Origin of the sequence: Mesorhizobium sp. M0571 (genome assembly GCF_040320985.1) — a bacterium.
Lineage (GTDB): Bacteria > Pseudomonadota > Alphaproteobacteria > Rhizobiales > Rhizobiaceae > Mesorhizobium.
In genome coordinates this window covers 1-16,718 of sequence record NZ_JAMYQT010000082.1, presented here as the reverse complement: position 1 = coordinate 16,718, position 16,718 = coordinate 1, and the positions used below count along the sequence as shown (strand labels likewise).

The following is a 16,718-nucleotide window of genomic DNA, read 5'->3' as shown; positions in this document are numbered from 1 at the left end:
CGGGCGTAGAAATTAGGAAGCCGGCATTTGCTCGGGAGCTTCCGACAAGCTATGTCCGCGTTCGCCAGCCGCTGATCCGAAGCAGACCGACGGCTCCCGGCCCCTATGCTGCCGAGAAGCAATGCGCCGCTAAGCCGACATTTGCAGCAAATGCGGCATGCGCTAGCAGTCAAGAGTTCCGGTATCAGTCGTGGAGCTTTGTCATATCGACTTGTTATAGCCAACCGCCCGAAAAACCGGCTCGGTGCAGTCCCGCGATGATGGCCGGCACGCGGCGCATCAGGCGCCACACGAAGCCCGAGCGGTAGTTCTCTATCATCAGAGTGATCGGCCCCTGATTGATGCCGACATGGTCCGGCGATACCCAACCGCAGGGCCGGCCGTCGGCGGCTGCTATTGTCGGATTGAAGCTTGCGGTGAAGCCGTAAGGGTTGCCCTCTTGCAGGTCGATCTCGTGGAAATAGCGCAGTGCCGGCAGAACGATCTCTGGCGCGAAGGGCAATGAGGTAATCGCTGCCCACGGCGACAACGTCCCATCATCAGGGCCGAATGGCGCACCGCGCGCCAGATAGCCGAAGAAGCGGCGGCCACCGACCGTGATTTGGCGTTTTGTCGGGCTTGGGCCGTCGCTGGCGGTGATGCCCCAGCAATTCTCGCCATAACCGCTGAAGCCCTTCGGATTGCGAATGGCGTAGTCGCGTTGCAGGTAGGTTGCCTCGCGGCTGTTCTCGAAATAGTCGCAGTCGTGGTTGCGCATGGAAGCATCGCGGATGCCGCGAAAATCGATCCAGATATGCGAGAGCTGGTGGATGAAAAGTGGACCGGCGTAAACCAGTTCCCGGCCATAGAGCTTTTTCCACTTGTAGGTGGATAGCCAGGCCGCGTAGCTCTCGGGCGGCAGCGGATGGGTTGGCGAGCCGAGGCCCAACACATAAAGGATCACCGCTTCGTCGTAGCCTTGCCAGCGATAGCGCAGGAAGCCTTTTCCAGGCCGCCAGCCATGGGTGAGGGTGGCGCCGCCGTTCTGCGCCCATCGCCAGTCGGCGCGCCGGTAGAGCGCATCGGCAAGCCGCCGGATTTGCAGTTCGGATTCATCGTCCTCGCCAAAATAGGCGCCGGCGGCCAGCGCACCGGCAAGCAGAAGTGCCGTATCGACCGTGGACAGCTCACACTTCCAGACGCGGCGGCCGGTCTCCATGTCGAGGAAATGGTAGTAGAAGCCCTTGTGGCCCGTTGCGTCGGCTTCGGGCCCTTGCGGCGCGTTCCAGAAGAAGCGAAGCGTGGCGAGCGTCCGTTCAGCGGCGGCGGCGCGCGTCATGAAACCGCGCTCGACACCGACGGGATAGGCCGACAGGGCGAGCCCGACGGCGGCGATGCTGGCCGGTGACCCCGGGGTGTTGCGGTCGGCGATCAGGCCATTCGCCGGGTTGGCCTCTTTGAGAAAATAGTCGAAGGACAGGCGCTGGATGTCCGAGAGAAGCTCGTCGTTCTGCGGGTGGTCGCTCGATGCATCCATGGCTGTCGATATAGACGGGTTCGCTGCGCTTCCCACCTTTTTGGTCGTCTTGTCGCCTTTGGGTCATGTCACGACGATGCTCGCGCTGGCCCAGGTGTCTCTATAACTAGGTTCGAACACCAGAAGCCGCCATTCCGCTAATGGCCCGATCAAGACGTTCGGCGCATTGCCGCTAAGCGTCCGCTTTGCTGCGCAATCCCGCCGTGTGCAGGTCTTTTCACTATGCGGCCGCCGAATCCATATGAGGACTTTGCAGGCCTAGTCGAGGGCAGAGCAATACGCTAGCTTCTCACTGACTTCGATCGGCTTCTCCGCGGTTTGCAGCCATCCCAGCAGGATCGCAGCTTCGGGAAACATGGGTGCTGGCGAGCATCATCGCGCCATGGCGTAGAAAAGGCGATGGCTCCCCGGCCGAACGAAACTGCGAACTCCGAGCTGCCGATTCCCCTCAGTACTACGCCAGAGCCCATTGTCAGGTTGCGGAAGCGTGATCGCGACCGCGCCGAGCGGATTCCGCTTGCCGGTGGCCCGAAGCCGACATTGAGGGAGCGGGCCGGCTCGCTGGCTGTTGAGAAGGGTGAAGTCCGGACAAAAGATCTGACCGACATCGGCGTTCCTCGCTGCTGCCTCGCCAGGATGTGCGAGGAAGGTTTGCTCATGAGGGCGGGCTATGGACTGTACCGCGCCGCAGGTCCCAAAGCAGCCTGATCGCACGATACGAACAGCTCTTGCGGGCGTAAGATGCGGACGAAAACCGAAGTAGCATTAGATAGGCTGGCGTACGAAAAGGCGGGGCTTGTATTTCTGATGCTCGCATTTGTAGACAGTGCTCGATTAGGGAGAGTCAGTCGCCGCCTTGGCCGACAATTGCAGATTGTCAAAACTCCACGCTCAACAAATGCCGGCACCATTGGCTGCGTGTCCGTGATTGAATCTTGGAGTGGCCACCGGAGGCACGCGTGGCTCCCAGGACATCAATCAACGGACGCCAGGGCGGGGCGCGACATTACGGCTGTCGGCCTTCAGATCGGCTTTTCAGCCGAAACGGTTCACGCGGAAGCTTGTAAGCATGGGGTGCGGGTTGCTGGAGGCGATCTCCCTCGCAAGCAACTCACCAGCGATGAGTCCGAACGTGGCGCCGCTGTGGCTGAAGGCCACGTATACGCCGGTGACAGCCTCGACGGCGCCAAGCACAGGCTCGCCATCGCCGGGGATCGGCTTCGGGCCGACGGCATAGCCGTTGAGTTGGAGCCGGGATTCCCATCGAGCACGGCACTGGCTTCGTCGAATAGCCTTAGGACGGCCGAGTCCAAGACCAGTGCGCCGTCGGGCGTTGGACGCACGGCCACGCGCGGCGTGTTCAGCACCGCGCGGAGAGCGATCTTGATCGGTCTGGTCTTTACGAGCAATGAGATCGGCGTGGTGTCGAGGAGATGAACGCCAATTTCGGCGATCGGAGCGGCGGCGGCGGAGCTTCTCTTGAAGAGGTTGATGGCCGCCACGTTACTTTTCGAGCACCGTGTCCTGGCGGCCCCCTTGTGGTGCTTGCGCAACTCCGCCTCGACGTCATGGGCAATGCGGGCGAAGAACGGATTCTGAATGTCGCCGGACACGAAGCCGACGAGAGGCAATTGCCCGCTGCGCAGCGCCTGGGCGACGCGGTTGGCCCGATAGCCCAACCTGTCGGCTGCCTCGATGACGCGAAGCGCAGTCTCGTCGCCGACATAGCCGTAGCTGTTGAGCGCCCGCGCAGCCGTCGCACGCGATACGTTTGCCGCGGCGGCAACGTCTTTCAGGGTGATCCCCTTCTGCGTCAAGACCTATCGATCCTCCGGCGACCTGGGCGGCATGCCGGGAGCATCCGGCCCAGCATTGCAGCCACCCTTGTGCCGCATATCGGTGCGTTCTCAAAGTACCAAGGCCGCTTGTGCACGTTCTTTCCGCAAATAGGATTTTAATCTTGTTGCCGGGCCGACCGGCGGGTCAAGTGCCTCTAGGCACGCAATCGTTCCGGCATCTCATAACCTGTACCCAAACATAGATGTTCGCCGTTCGTGGCCTTTCATTCAAAGCGAGATAGAAAGGGCAGGAGTGGACAAAAACCGCTCTCAGCGGGATCGAATATCGCACGATCAGCGAACATCGGTGGTTGCATGTCCCCGCAACCACCGCGCTTATAAACCTCGGAGGGCTCTAGCGTCACCTTTGGGCTCGGACAGCATTACGAGTCGGGCAGACATCATTTGGTGCCGTAAGTCACTGGGTTCGCCACTGTATACGAGTACATGCGAAGGATCTGGCTGGGCTGACCACCACTTGCCCTTTGTCTTGGTTGCAAAGACAGCCGATTGGGCACTCATTTCCTAGTGATTGTGCACGAGACGATTTCGCTGGTGAAAGTGGTAGGCTGGACAACAGGTTCCGAAACGCTAACCACTTGCGGTCGCATTAGGATGGCTTGGTCGTGGAACGCAAAGGGGTGATCCGATTTCGTCCCGCGATGCGGTACAATCAGAGATCAAGCAAAACGTCGCCTTGTGGGCGGCTGCAGCACGCCAGTATGTAACCTGCCGATTTGTCCTCCAAGGTCAGCCCGCCTAGGTCATCCATGACGACTTCGCCGGACAGCTTGGCGATCCGGCACGTACCGCAAACTCCCTGCTGGCAGGCGGTGGGGACGTAGACGCCACATTGGCGCGCCGCTTCCAGCAGGGTCTCTCCGGGCGCGCAGTGATGCGCAATGCCGGAGCGGGCGAAGCGGACCGAAGACGAAATCTTTGAAGCCAATACTGAACGCGAACTGTTGCCGCCTCCGAAGCTCTCCTCATGATACTGTGAAGGGGCGAGGGCGATCGCGTCCAGGCAGCCGCGTGCCGCCTTCATGTAGGATTCCGGCCCACAGGCAAAGACGGTGCGGCTGTGGAGATCGGGAACCAGATTGAGGAGCATCTGACTGTTAATGCGTCCAGTTGGACCGGTCCAGGCTGGGTCTTCCTGACGGCAAATGCAAGTCACTTGAACATTGGGAAAGCGAGCAGCAAGTGCGTCCAGTTCGAGCCGAAAGATGATGTCGTCCGGCGTTCTCGCACTGTGAATGAAGTGGATATCCTGGTCGGCTGCGCGGTCGGTAAGTGCCCGCAGCATCGACATGACGGGAGTTATCCCGCTGCCACCTGAAAGGAAGAGGGACTTTCCATGCGGCAGATCGTCGAGATTGAACGAGCCGAGCGGCCCTTCGATCTCGATCCCATCGCCCGGCCTCAAATTGTCATGGAGCCAATTCGAAACGAGCCCGTCCGGCGTCCGTTTCACGGTGATCTGAAGGTCGAGCGGTCGCGTCGGTGGTGACGACACAGAGTAGGAGCGCGTCACCGCGGCACCGTCGATCCTCAGGTGCACCAGAACATACTGGCCAGCGCTGAAGCAGAACATCCGATCAGAAGCGGGTGTGAGAACGAATGTTTTCACATCGTGCGTTTCGTCGATCACGCGCCGGCAGAGCACAAGCTGCGGTGTGGTCTGTGCCCACTGCCGGTGACGCTTTGTTGGGACGAAGCCGGAGGCTCCTAAGGCCGCGTGTGCATTCATCATTCAACTCGGGTTTGAAGTCGAGCCAAGATGCCACTTCAAACCTCGCTGAACAGCCGCGCAATCCTACCTTTATGATCGGCAATTTCGATTAAACTTCCAGTGACATTACAGCCACCTGGAGAGCTCGGATGCCTTTGCGAATAATAGGTTCGTGTTTGCGACGCGCGAGTATCGCGGTGTGGACTGGCTGATGCAGCGTCGGCGCTCCCTCGACGAGGAACGATGGGAGTTCAGCAGTGAACCTGCGCGCATCGTCGCTGCGCATATAGCAGGTGCCGCCCGTTCGTCGGAGCATGATCTCCGCCAGAGTTTCCGATCCCGTCGAAAGCCGACAGATCGCCAACTCGGCCAGCAGCTCTGCGTGCGTCTTTTCCAGCACGGCGGTGTAGCCCGGGCGAATGTAGGTTTCAGGGTCGACGTCGGACAGCGTTCCGGCGGTCGTCGAAACCATCACATATTCCTCGACCATCAGATGTTCGTAGGCGATCTCAGGCAGGTAGCGAGGCGCATAAAGCACGGCGATATCCAGATTTCCCATGCTTAGGTCGCTGACCATCTGGTTCGAATAATCCGACTCGACATGGATCGAGGATTTTGGAAGGGCCTGGCACAGTGTCTCGACCCATCCGGGCAGGACCGACCGGGTCATGCCTACCTGTGCGGCGATGCGCAAGGTGCCCTCGAAACGGTTGAACGCTCGCACATCGTGTCGAGCTTGCGACCAGGTTGACAGCAGGGATCTGGCGTAGGCTTCGAACCGCCGTCCGGCGGCTGTCGGCTCAGCACCGGCGCGCCCGCGCTGGAAGAGCTCGGACCCGATCGCGCTCTCCAGATTCTTGATCCGGGTGCTGATCGTCGACTGGGTCAACCCCAGCCGATCGGCGGTGCGATTGAAATTTCGCGACTCGATGATGTCGAGAAAGGTTTCGATGTGATCTAGCTGCACGTGACCTCCAATCGAAAAAGTCGATCATATTGCGCTGGATCATAAGCTTGATCAAACAATACTCAAGGCGGAAGCTGCATGGGAGAATTCGGCCGGCAGCATCGACCAGGCTGAAGCTACGGAGCTGAGCAACGTGTTCATAGTCGACTGCGATTGTCACAATTACTGGTCAAGCGCCACCGTATTGGAGCCTTACCTTTCCGGCCTATGGAAGGACATGTTCGTCGAAGGCGAGAAGACAGGTCCCGTTGGCGCCTTCCCGCATGGCCATCGTCCCTGGTTTCATCCGCAGGACTTCTCCCGCAAGGACGTCCGTCCGAAAACGGAAGCCGACAACTATCTCATCATGAAAGAGAAGCACCTCGACAAGTACAAGGTCGATGTGGCGATCCTGACCGGCGATGAGCCGATCGAGGCTTCCACCCTCGCCAATCCCTATTATGCCAGCGCCCTCGTCAGCGCCTACAATGACTACCAGATCGACCAGTGGCTGCCGAAGGACGATCGCTTCATGGGCTCGATCATCATTGCGCCACAGGATCCGAAGCTCGCGGCCGCCGAGATACGCCGCTTGGGCAATCATCCCCGGATGGTTCAGGTTCTTGCCTCGCAAGGCTCCGTCAAGCCGTATGGCGACCCGTTTTACCACCCGATCTATGAAGCATGCGCCGAAGTGGGGCTGCCCTTTGCCATTCATCTGGGCGGCCATGGCGGCGTGAATTCGACCGCGATTGCTCCTGCCCCGACGACGTTCTTCTGGGAGACGCACGCCATCCTGCACATGTCGGCGATTTCACATGTCGCAAGCATGATTGCGCATGGCGTGTTCGAAAAATGGCCGGACCTCTACTTCGTCATCATCGAATGCGGCGTGGCCTGGGTGCCGTCGGTATTGTGGCGCCTGGATGCGGATTACAAAGCGCTGCGCAAAGAGACGCCATGGCTGAAGATGCTGCCGTCGGAATATTGCCGGCGCAACATCCGCTTTTCCACGCAGCCGCTGGAGCAGCCCGCAAACATTCAGCATCTCTGGTCCACTCTCGAAGCGATGGACGGGGAAAATACGCTGATGTTTGCCTCCGATTATCCGCATTGGGATTACGACGACGCCAACACGCTGCAAATCCCTCCCGCCTGGAAGAGCAAGATCATGGGGCTGAATGCGCTGGAGGTCTACAAACGCATCCCCCGCGCGCAAGCGGCGAATGCCGCCTGAGGAAGCAGACGATGCCCGAGAAGACATATATCTGCCGTGTCGACGAGATCGAAACCGGATCTGCCTTCATCGCCAAGATCCGCAGCCTTTCGGTCGGGGTTTTCCGCATCGGAGATTCATTCCACGCGCTGCTGAACGTTTGTCCGCACCGCGGCGCTCCGCTTTGCGAGGGACCGCAATGCGGAACAACGGCACCGGTTGAACAGGCGCAATTCATCTACCATCGCGAAAACGAGATTGTGCGGTGCGCCTGGCATGGCTGGGAATTCGATATCAAATCAGGCGCGGCTTTGGTCGATCCGTCCGTTCGAGCGCGCACATTTCCAGTCACCGTCGAGGCAGGGAGCATCTATGTGACGGCCTGATTGAGGTATGGATTTGAGGAGCTAGAAGAAAAGGTGATCGCGGCTAATGAGCAGATTTCTTCACAGGTGATTGACGAACAATAACGCGGAAAATCCGCAATGGGAGAGTCAAATGTCAGAGTCTGAATACAAGCTTAGTATCGCTCAAAGCCTGATTGGTCGCGACAAGGTTTCTCGTCGCGACTTCATTCATCTTGGGCTGGCCACGGGGCTGACCGTCGCCGCTGCGGACAAGCTCTTCGTCAGCACGGCACGGGCCGAACCGCTGCAGGGCGGCTTCGCCAAGCTCGGCATGGCACATGGCGCAACAACGGATTCGATCGATCCGGCCGGCTACCCGGATACGTTCACACAAACCGCGTTCTCGGGCTCGATGTCCAACAGCCTCACCGAGGTCGACGCGAAAGGCAACGTCCAACCGGACCTGGCCGAGAGCTTTGAATCATCGGACGGGGCCAAAACCTGGGCCTTCAAGCTGCGCAAGGGCGCAACCTTCCACAACGGCAAGAATGTAACGGCGGACGACGTCGTGGCTTCGCTGCGCTATCATATGGGCGACGAAACCAAATCGGCGGCGAAGCCGCTGCTTGAGCCCGTCGCGAGCATCAAGGCGGATGGCCCGGAAACGGTTGTCTTCACGCTGAAAAGCGGCAACGCCGATTTCCCCTACATCATGAGTGACTACCATCTGGTCATCATGCCGGCCAAGGACGGCAAGGCGGATTGGGGATCGGGCGTTCGCACCGGTGCTTTCGTGCTTGAGAATTTCCAGCCCGGAGTTTCGGCAAAACTCAAGCGCAATCCGAACTACTTCAAGAACGGCAAACCCTATCTCGACGAGGTGGAGTTCATCGCCATCACCGATCTCGCCGCTCGCATGGCCGCGTTATCGACAGGCGAGGTGGACTATATTGGCCGCGCCGACCTCAAGACCCTAGGCATGTTGAAACGCAATCCCAAGGTGGAGATCGTAGAGGTCACCGGCTATGGCCACTATACCTTGCCGATGAATGTCACGGTGGCGCCGTTCGACAATCCAGACGTCCGAATGGCTTTGAAATGGGCGATCAACCGTCAGGAGATCGTCGACAAGATCTTTCTCGGCCACGCCACTGTGGCCAACGACAACCCGATCGCGCCGGCGATCAAATTCGCTACGAATCCGCAGCCGCAACACAGTTTTGATCCCGAAAAAGCCAAGCACTATCTGAAAAAGGCCGGAATGGAAAAGCTGAAGGTGGACCTCTCGGTCGCCGATGCCGCTTTTGCAGGCGCTGTGGACGCGGCTGCCCTCATCCGCGAGACGGCAGCCCAGTGCGGCATCGACGTAAACGTCGTGCGTGAGGCTGAGGACGCCTATTGGGACAATGTCTGGCTCAAGAAACCTTGGTGCGCTTCCTATTGGAGCGGTCGCGCGACGGCCGACTGGATGTTCACGCAAGCCTTCGCCGCGGACTCCAGCTGGAACGAATCGTTCTGGAAAAATCCCCGCTTCAACGAGTTGCTTGTCCAGGCGCGCGCCGAGACGGACGAGGCCAAGCGGGCGGCAATGTATGCCGAGATGCAGCAACTGACCCATGACGATGGCGGCAGCATCGTGCTGGTCTTCAACAATTTTGTCAGCGCCAAATCCAGCAAGCTCGCACATGGCGAGGTGGCGCCGAACTGGGAGAACGATGGACTGAAGATGGCCGAACGCTGGTGGATCGCCACTGCGTGAGAGTGCGGGCCGGACCCGCGATGGCTATTAGGCTCCGGCTTGCAACCGCGTGCCCTGACTGGTGTGGCAGGGCGGCGGCAGCAACGAGAAAAGCATACCCATGAACCCCGTCGCAAGAACGGTTCTGCAGCGCCTTGGCCTCGGCCTGGTCACGCTGTTCATCGTGTCCATCATTATCTTCTCTGCGATTGCAATGCTGCCGGGCGACTTCGCCAAGGCGATGCTCGGGCAATCCGCGACACCCGAAACGGTCGCCGCCTTCCAGCGAGAAATTGGCATCGACCGTCCGCCTGTCGAGCGCTACTTCGTCTGGGTCGGGCAGATGCTCCACGGTGATTTCGGCTCTTCGTTCGCGAGCCGCACCGGGTACCGGCGCACCGTGGCCGAGATCATCGCGCCACGCCTCTACAATACGATGTTCCTTGCATCGATGACCGCGCTGATAGCAGTTCCGCTGGCCCTGGGACTGGGCATCCTCGCTGCGCTCTACCGCAATGGCTGGTTCGACCGGCTGGTGAACGCAGTGACGCTGACAACCATTTCGTTCCCGGAGTTTTTTGTCGCCTATATGCTTGCCTACCTCGTCATCTCGCGCGACACGTTCATCGGATCCGAGTTCGCACAATCCCTGCCGCACTGGCTTGCGGTCTCACTGAACTGGATACTCAACGCAGTTCCCAAGTTCCCGACATTGTCGAATGTGAACGACCAGACGCCGTTTTGGGAGCATGTCTGGAGAGTAGCCTTGCCGGCGATCACGCTTACGCTCGTCATCGTTGCCCACATGATGAGAATGACACGAGCGGCGATCATCAACATGCTGGCAAGCCCCTATATCGACATGGCGCGTCTCAAGGGAATGTCGCCCATGGCAATTGTACTCAGGCATGCCTTGCCCAACGCATGGGCTCCGATCGTCACGGTGGTGGCGTTCAATCTTGCTTATCTCGTCGTCGGAGTGGTCGTGGTCGAGGTCGTGTTCGTCTATCCGGGCATTGGTCAGCTGATGGTTGATGCGGTGAAATCCAGGGATGTTCCGGTTGTCCAGGCCTGCGCCCTGATTTTCGCCGCGACCTACATCCTGCTCAATCTGACCGCCGACATCATTTCGATCGCCACCAATCCAAGGCTCTTGCATCCACGATGACCAGCTACGAACCCATCGCTCAGGTTCACAGGCTGAGGCGCTCGCGCACCACCCGGGCGAAGACGGCGCTGAAGAAGGCACCCTTCAGTGCATGGTTCGGCATCCTCGTGATCCTCGGCTATGTCATCGTTGCGGTGTTCGCGCACTGGATAGCCCCATACGGCGAAACGCAGGTCTTCAGCGAAGCCTTCGCACCGTGGAGCCAGCAGTTCAAATTGGGAACCGACCAGCTCGGCCGCGATATGCTCACACGCTTGATCTACGGAGCGCGCAACACCATCGGTATCGCGGTCGCCACCACATTGCTGTCCTTCGCGGTTGGCGTCTCGCTCGGCCTTCTTGCCGCATTGTACAGGGGATGGCTCGACCAGATACTGTCGCGTGCCGTGGATGTGTTGATGTCGATCCCAAGTCTGATCTTCGCTCTGGTGCTGCTCTCGATCTTCGGCTCGTCGATCACCAGCCTGATCATCATCATCGCGCTGCTCGATTCCACGCGCGTGTTTCGGCTATCACGTGCCGTCGGGCTTAACGTGGCCGTGATGGAATATGTCGAGGTGGCGCGATTGCGCGGCGAAGGCCCGAAATGGATCATCGCCAAGGAAATCCTTCCCAATGTCATGCCGCCGCTGGTCGCGGAGTTCGGCTTGCGATTTTGCTTCGTATTCCTCACGATCGCGGCACTGTCCTTCCTGGGTGTTGGTATTCAGCCGCCGACCGCTGATTGGGGGTCGATGGTGCGCGAGAATGCGACCCTGATCACCTACGGCGATGTTACGCCGCTGCTGCCGGCCGGCGCCATCGCCCTCCTCACGGTGTCCGTGAATTTCGTAGTGGACTGGTTCCTGCACGCAACCAGCGGGTTGCGCGATGAGAAATAGCGGTCCCGGCTTGCGCGAAAAAGGCAAGGATCTACTTCAGATCCGCAATCTGCATGTGGAAGGTTTCTCGGACGAGCGGTGGCATCCCATTGTCCGCGGGGTCGATCTGGCGCTGAAGCGGGGGGAGGTTCTGGGCCTGATCGGCGAGTCTGGCGCCGGCAAATCCACCATTGGCCTTGCGGCGATGGGTTACGCCAAGCCGGGCTGCCGTATCACACAGGGCTCGATCCTGTTCGACGGGATCGATCTTCTGGCACTCAACGAGACAGGGCGCCGCCGCCTCAGAGGCTCCCGCATTGCCTATGTCGCGCAAAGCGCAGCGGCCTCTTTCAATCCGGCCCACCGACTCCTCGACCAGACTGTTGAAACTGTAGTGGCGCATGGGATTGCCAGCCGCGAGAAAGCGAACCGGAGTGCGGTCGATCTTTATCGGCGTCTTCAGCTTCCAGATCCGGAGACCATCGGCTTCCGCTATCCTCATCAGGTTTCCGGCGGACAATTGCAACGCGCAATGACCGCGATGGCGATGGCTTGTCATCCGGACCTCATCGTCTTCGACGAGCCAACGACGGCACTCGATGTGACGACGCAGGTCGAAGTTCTCGCCGCCATTCGCAACATCGTGCAGGAATTCAACACGGCTGCAATCTATGTGACGCATGATCTGGCGGTGGTGGCGCAAATGGCGGACCGCATCATGGTTTTGCGTCATGGACTTACCGTGGAGGAGGCTGAAACACGCCAGATGCTCGCCTCGCCCAGCCAGGAATATACCAAAACGCTCTGGGCCGTGCGCAAGCTCGCCAAGCCCGAAGTTCCGGCCGATGAATATCTGCTTACGATAGACAACATCACCGCGGCTTACGCCCGGACGGTCCAGGTGCTCCAGGATGTCTCCATCAAAGTTCCACGGGGAAGAACAGTGGCTGTGGTGGGCGAGTCCGGTTCCGGGAAATCGACGCTCGCTCGCGTCGTTACCGGCCTGTTGCCGCCGCTTTCGGGGTCGATTTCCTTTGCCGGCCAGGCCCTTTCTAAGACCCTTAAGACGCGCCCAAAAGAGATTCTGCGCCGCATACAGATGATTTATCAAATGCCCGACAACGCCCTAAATCCGCGCCAGACAGTCGAAGAAGTCGTAGCTCGGCCGCTTGAATTCTACCGTGGCCTCAAGGGTGCGCAGCGGGATCGGCGGATCGGCGAACTCATGCACATGGTCGAGATGAGCGAAACTTACCTGGACCGTCTGCCGGCCGAACTCTCGGGGGGCCAGAAGCAGCGCGTTTGCATCGCCCGAGCGTTGGCCGCCGATCCGGAACTCATCATCTGCGACGAAATCACGTCTGCGCTCGACCAGATTGTGCAGGAGGAAATCCTGAAGCTCTTAATGCGGCTTCAGCGCGAGCTCGGCATGAGCTACATTTTCATCACCCATGACATTGCCACCGTGCGAGCGATCGCCGACCAAATTGTGGTCATGCACCAGGGGAAAGTCGTCGAGCAGGGATTGAAGAGCGAAATTCTGACGCCGCCGCATGCCCCCTATACCGAACGGCTTTTATCCTCCGTGCCAGAAATGGATCCGGACTGGCTCACAAGGCTGCTGGCCAGCCGGAGGATATGATCGTCGGGCAGAGCATCGCGTGTCTTCCATATCGCCACGATTTTACAGCTTCGCGGTCGGCCGTACGCAACAATGCGGGAAAATTGACGGTTCTCGCCGCACAAATCAATTGATTGGCGAGATGAACGCGAGCACGGCACTAAGCCAGGTTCATCAAGACCTTTATGACCGCCGATGCATGACTCTGTCATATGTCGACGACATTCAAGATATATGTGATTGGCCCGCCACGCATGAAAACGATGCCCAGCGGCGCCGACAGAATACTTTTCAGCATGCTGCCCCTTCCAAAGGTAGTCGGTCACCTTCAGTGGCAGTGATTGGGTCGCAGCAAAGCATCATTGCGGCGCCAGCACAACCGCTCTGCCAGGATCCTCGCCCCCGCTTCCCCAATTTCTACAGCGGCGCCGAAACGCTCGCTGGTGAGGCTGTGCGCGCCGGTCCCGGCTGCGCCGCTGCGCTTGCGCCATCATATCAGATAAGCCTAATGTAAATCATGATCCGATCATTGAGCGGACGCGGCGGCGCACTCGGGTTGGGGCTATTCATCCGGCGAATATGTCGAACACGCAAAGGGAGGACGAGATGAGACTGGTTAAGTCATTTGCTTTTGCTGCTGTGCTGCTTCTTTCGTCTGCGTTGTCTGCGGCCGCCCAGTCGGCTCGCGAGGACATCGAAGCGGCGCTGACGAAATTCACGGACGCCTTCAACAGCGGAAATGCGGCGGCGGTGGGTCAAATGTATACCGAGGATGCCGCCGTGCTGCCGCCCGACGGCAAGCGCGTTGATGGCCGCAAGGGCGTGGAAGAATTCTGGCAGGGTGCGATCAAAGGCGGGATGAAGAATCTCACCCTGAAGTCGCTGGAAGTGGAAGAGAGGGCGAACCTCGCCTACGAAGTTGGCGCATTTACGCTCGATGTGCCGAGCAAAGGCGGTGCCCTCTCCACCGTTGCGGGCAAGTATCTCGTCGTCTGGAAAAAGGGCGACGACGGGACATGGCGCCTGCATCGGGACATCTGGAACTTAGGTGCGGCCCAATAGGGATTGATATCCGGGCCCTCATCGACCGTCTTTGCGAAGGCTAGGGCGGCTCTATTGACCGGGATCTGGTGCCCTATTGCCAGCGCTGTTGATAGGCAAAACGATGGGACCGGCTAACCGCGCGGTTTGGCTTTCGGGTCTGGCGCGCTTTCCAATGGATTTGCCGCCAATTTGGCGGATCGCCGATCGCTTACCAAGAGGGACTTCTTTTTTCTGGCCGGCAGCTCATTGCGATCGCCATCCACGGTCGCTCGCGCCTTCTCAGCAATCGCATAGTCGGCTCTGTTTGTCCGATAGTCTTCTTTTTGCCTAGACATGTTGCTTTCTTACCGAAGATTAACGCGGCATAGCGCCAAGCAGTTCCGAAGATAGCAGTACGAACGGACACGGAGATGGCGGGGTATGATAACTTAGTCCACCCTGTCGCGCAGTGGCTTCTTGCGCTTCTGCGGGCGGTATTTCTCGACCAGCCCGACCTTGTCGGTGTCGACTGTCACCGGCGGTCCAAGGTCGATCGTCACCTTCTCGTCATCGATCCGGGTGACCTCACCACTCAGTTCAATTTGCTGGCCGCGATTCACCTTCGTGCGATCGACGATCGAGTGCGGGGAGCCATAGCTCGGAATCGAGACGCTTACGCGGTCCTCTGTGACCCGCCTCCGTACAGTCGCGGTGATTGCGACCACGTCACCAATTCCAATTCCCCGCTTCATGAAATGAGCGTGTACGGCCTTAATCAAGGGGTTGCTAATGTGCGAGACAGCGCGCTTCGCTCCAGCGGGTATGGCCCAGCGGCTTGGTTGCGGGAGGGACTGGCAGCTAGAGGCCGCTGGGCCTTGACCACCAGCGAGCTTAAGAGGAGGCGCTGTGCTGGCTGACCAAAAACTTGCGCTCAGGGCAACGGAAAAGCATCATTCGAACGAACACTGCCGCCGGAAGCTTATTCCAGCCGATAGAGCCACCATGGAACGCAAGCCCAGCAAACCGGATTCACCAAACATCGCAGCAGGACCTGCGCTTGCCCGTCCATGGCCGCGCTAGTCCTTCGGCATTCAGGATTGCGCCGACGCGGAGCAGCCAGCCGACCCATTATAGACCGCGACGGACGATGATTACGGCCAGCGCGGCGATGGGCAGCGAGCGTAACGATTGGCGTAAGTGGCATGTTTCACGATCTCAATTGATTGGCTCTGCCAGGTTTCCAGCTGGCTGCCACCGGGCGCGTTCCAGCTGGAGTAGACAATGAAATATTCGAACTGGCTTTTTGGGCGGGAGCCGCGCTAGTTGCCTGCCTTTTGCCGAAACTGGCTCGGGCGAGCCAGTGACGGATGAGCATATTGCAATAAGGGGTTGAGAAACCTAGCATGACGGCAGCAGTGCTGGTAACCCGTGCGAAGCCTAGTCGAGTCTGCAAGCGGCAATCATTCGTCGTGAGTCGACGCTAGCGTGTGCGTTTCGCAGCACTCCGGCTGGCTATCTCGCCTAAGACGGCATGAAGAAGCGCTCCAACTTCCTGTTCGGCGCGCCCGGGTGCAATTCCTGATTCGGACAACTGAACGAGAATTGTCTTGGCGGTGCTGCGCCAGAACGCATTCGCATCCTCCCCGTTCTTGGATTCCAGCGCGCGGGCAATTCCCTCGACCAACTTCCGCCGCCGATACAGCGGAAACGCGCTTATGTTTGACACCGATCACCTCACCCATTCAGTCTCGCGATTAAGCATTGGCGGGTTAGAAAATCTGGTTAACGGCGTATTCTTTTTGGCAGGTGAGCATGTAGTAAGAGTTCTGTGGGGTCGGTGAACGGTGCCGCGACTAGCCAATGAGCGCGATGGCTTGGGCGCAAACTGTCGGGCAGGAATGGGTTAGAGCGGACATTGGCCGCTGTCCGCTCTTCAGTAAAACAGCCGTAGAAAGCTGCCTGGCTCACGACTTGAACTGGCTAGGATTGTCGATGACGGCGGAGCCGTTTCTCGAGCCCCTGACAGGCGCTGGCCAAGCCGAAGAGGCTGCCGGTTCCGGCGTCGTTGAAGACAATGTTTCCGCGTTCCCGTCTGGTCGAATGAGGCGTCCGTAAGAGGCGCGACCGTCGACGAAACTCAAGCTCTGCCAAAGCAGTACCCGTTTGCATTTGAGAGGAACTGCCGTTCTTTTGAAACCCTTAATCGTGGCGAGAGTTCGGCTCTGCACGACAGCGTTTAGTCTTCGCCAAAACGCGCGAACTTAAGGGCGAAGGCGGAAGCTAGTATAACCGCTTACGCCCGTGCAGCTGGCAACAGCCCGCCACACGATGGTCCAAGGTTTGAATATGGCAGTCACTTTGCCGGCTTTTTGTCTCATAGCGTCCTCGCCTTCTCCGCCATCTTCAACATGCTCGACGGCGCCCTCAGACTGGTCGGCTTCCAGTTCGCGGGCTGCGATCTCACCGCCGGCTCATATGCCGTGCTTCGCCTCGAGCAGCGCTCTGCCGGCCTTGATGCACTCGACCGCTTCCAGCATCGCGGCCGACACTCTGGCGGCCGGAAAAATCTCGACAATGCTCCCCATCGATTCCAGATCGAAGACGACGTCCTCAGAGCCGGTGTCATTGGCTGGCGTTCCGGAATAGCCGATGTCGTCACGATAGCTTTGATCGTCGCTGCTGCGCGACGGAGCAAGCCGGCACACGCCGGCAT

The 16,718-nt window shown here is 59.2% G+C and carries 14 protein-coding genes and 2 pseudogenes; 7 read left to right on the top strand and 9 right to left on the bottom strand.

Going from position 1 to position 16,718, the window contains the following annotated elements; translation table 11 throughout:
• Nucleotides 1-214 precede the first annotated feature (214 nt).
• From NKI85_RS35825 to NKI85_RS35805, 5 genes and pseudogenes are all read right to left on the bottom strand, one after another.
• Nucleotides 215-1,516 (bottom strand): glucoamylase family protein, encoded by a 1,302-nt coding sequence (locus NKI85_RS35825; protein WP_352780538.1) that lies wholly within the window; start codon nt 1,514-1,516, stop codon nt 215-217.
• A gap of 1,035 nt (nt 1,517-2,551) precedes the next feature.
• Nucleotides 2,552-2,976 (bottom strand): annotated as a pseudogene (locus tag NKI85_RS35820) (D-amino-acid oxidase); the annotation flags it as partial.
• 213 nt (nt 2,977-3,189) lie between these two features.
• Nucleotides 3,190-3,333: pseudogene (locus NKI85_RS35815) on the bottom strand (LacI family DNA-binding transcriptional regulator); the annotation flags it as partial.
• A 694-nt stretch (nt 3,334-4,027) separates the two neighbouring features.
• The gene (locus tag NKI85_RS35810) at nt 4,028-4,948 is read right to left on the bottom strand and encodes an FAD-binding oxidoreductase (RefSeq protein WP_352780539.1); all 921 of its coding nucleotides are present in this window, start codon (nt 4,946-4,948) and stop codon (nt 4,028-4,030) included.
• A 247-nt stretch (nt 4,949-5,195) separates the two neighbouring features.
• Complete coding sequence (locus tag NKI85_RS35805; RefSeq protein WP_352780537.1) at nt 5,196-6,053, bottom strand: LysR family transcriptional regulator; 858 nt, start codon at nt 6,051-6,053, stop codon at nt 5,196-5,198.
• A gap of 133 nt (nt 6,054-6,186) precedes the next feature.
• On the opposite strand from NKI85_RS35805, the gene NKI85_RS35800 reads away from it, so the two are divergent.
• The 7 genes from NKI85_RS35800 to NKI85_RS35770 all read left to right on the top strand — a co-directional run bounded on the left by NKI85_RS35800 (nt 6,187) and on the right by NKI85_RS35770 (nt 14,044).
• On the top strand, nt 6,187-7,269 hold the full coding sequence (locus NKI85_RS35800; RefSeq protein ID WP_352483364.1) for an amidohydrolase family protein: 1,083 nt from the start codon (nt 6,187-6,189) through the stop codon (nt 7,267-7,269).
• Nucleotides 7,270-7,280: 11 nt separating this feature from the next.
• Nucleotides 7,281-7,634, top strand: a complete 354-nt coding sequence (locus tag NKI85_RS35795) for a Rieske (2Fe-2S) protein (protein ID WP_352531696.1) — start codon at nt 7,281-7,283, stop codon at nt 7,632-7,634.
• 112 nt (nt 7,635-7,746) lie between these two features.
• A complete protein-coding gene (locus tag NKI85_RS35790; protein WP_352531698.1) occupies nt 7,747-9,354 on the top strand; it encodes an ABC transporter substrate-binding protein in 1,608 nt (535 codons plus the stop codon).
• Between the two features lie 100 nt (nt 9,355-9,454).
• Complete coding sequence (locus NKI85_RS35785; protein WP_352531700.1) at nt 9,455-10,501, top strand: ABC transporter permease; 1,047 nt, start codon at nt 9,455-9,457, stop codon at nt 10,499-10,501.
• On the top strand, nt 10,498-11,382 hold the full coding sequence (locus NKI85_RS35780) for an ABC transporter permease (protein WP_352531702.1): 885 nt from the start codon (nt 10,498-10,500) through the stop codon (nt 11,380-11,382). Before NKI85_RS35785 ends, NKI85_RS35780 begins: the two co-directional genes overlap by 4 nt.
• On the top strand, nt 11,372-13,003 hold the full coding sequence (locus NKI85_RS35775; RefSeq protein WP_502896232.1) for an ABC transporter ATP-binding protein: 1,632 nt from the start codon (nt 11,372-11,374) through the stop codon (nt 13,001-13,003). Before NKI85_RS35780 ends, NKI85_RS35775 begins: the two co-directional genes overlap by 11 nt.
• 585 nt (nt 13,004-13,588) lie before the next feature.
• On the top strand, nt 13,589-14,044 hold the full coding sequence (locus tag NKI85_RS35770; protein ID WP_352780535.1) for a YybH family protein: 456 nt from the start codon (nt 13,589-13,591) through the stop codon (nt 14,042-14,044).
• Between the two features lie 113 nt (nt 14,045-14,157).
• On the opposite strand, the gene NKI85_RS35765 is transcribed toward NKI85_RS35770, so the two are convergent.
• From NKI85_RS35765 to NKI85_RS35750, 4 genes are all read right to left on the bottom strand, one after another.
• Nucleotides 14,158-14,361 (bottom strand): hypothetical protein, encoded by a 204-nt coding sequence (locus NKI85_RS35765; RefSeq protein ID WP_352780533.1) that lies wholly within the window; start codon nt 14,359-14,361, stop codon nt 14,158-14,160.
• A 93-nt stretch (nt 14,362-14,454) separates the two neighbouring features.
• The gene (locus NKI85_RS35760; RefSeq protein WP_502896233.1) at nt 14,455-14,730 is read right to left on the bottom strand and encodes a hypothetical protein; all 276 of its coding nucleotides are present in this window, start codon (nt 14,728-14,730) and stop codon (nt 14,455-14,457) included.
• Nucleotides 14,731-15,485: 755 nt separating this feature from the next.
• Complete coding sequence (locus tag NKI85_RS35755; protein ID WP_352531710.1) at nt 15,486-15,731, bottom strand: DUF6074 family protein; 246 nt, start codon at nt 15,729-15,731, stop codon at nt 15,486-15,488.
• 745 nt (nt 15,732-16,476) lie between these two features.
• A partial coding sequence (locus NKI85_RS35750) for a hypothetical protein (protein WP_352780530.1) occupies nt 16,477-16,718 on the bottom strand: 242 nt, incomplete at its 5' end.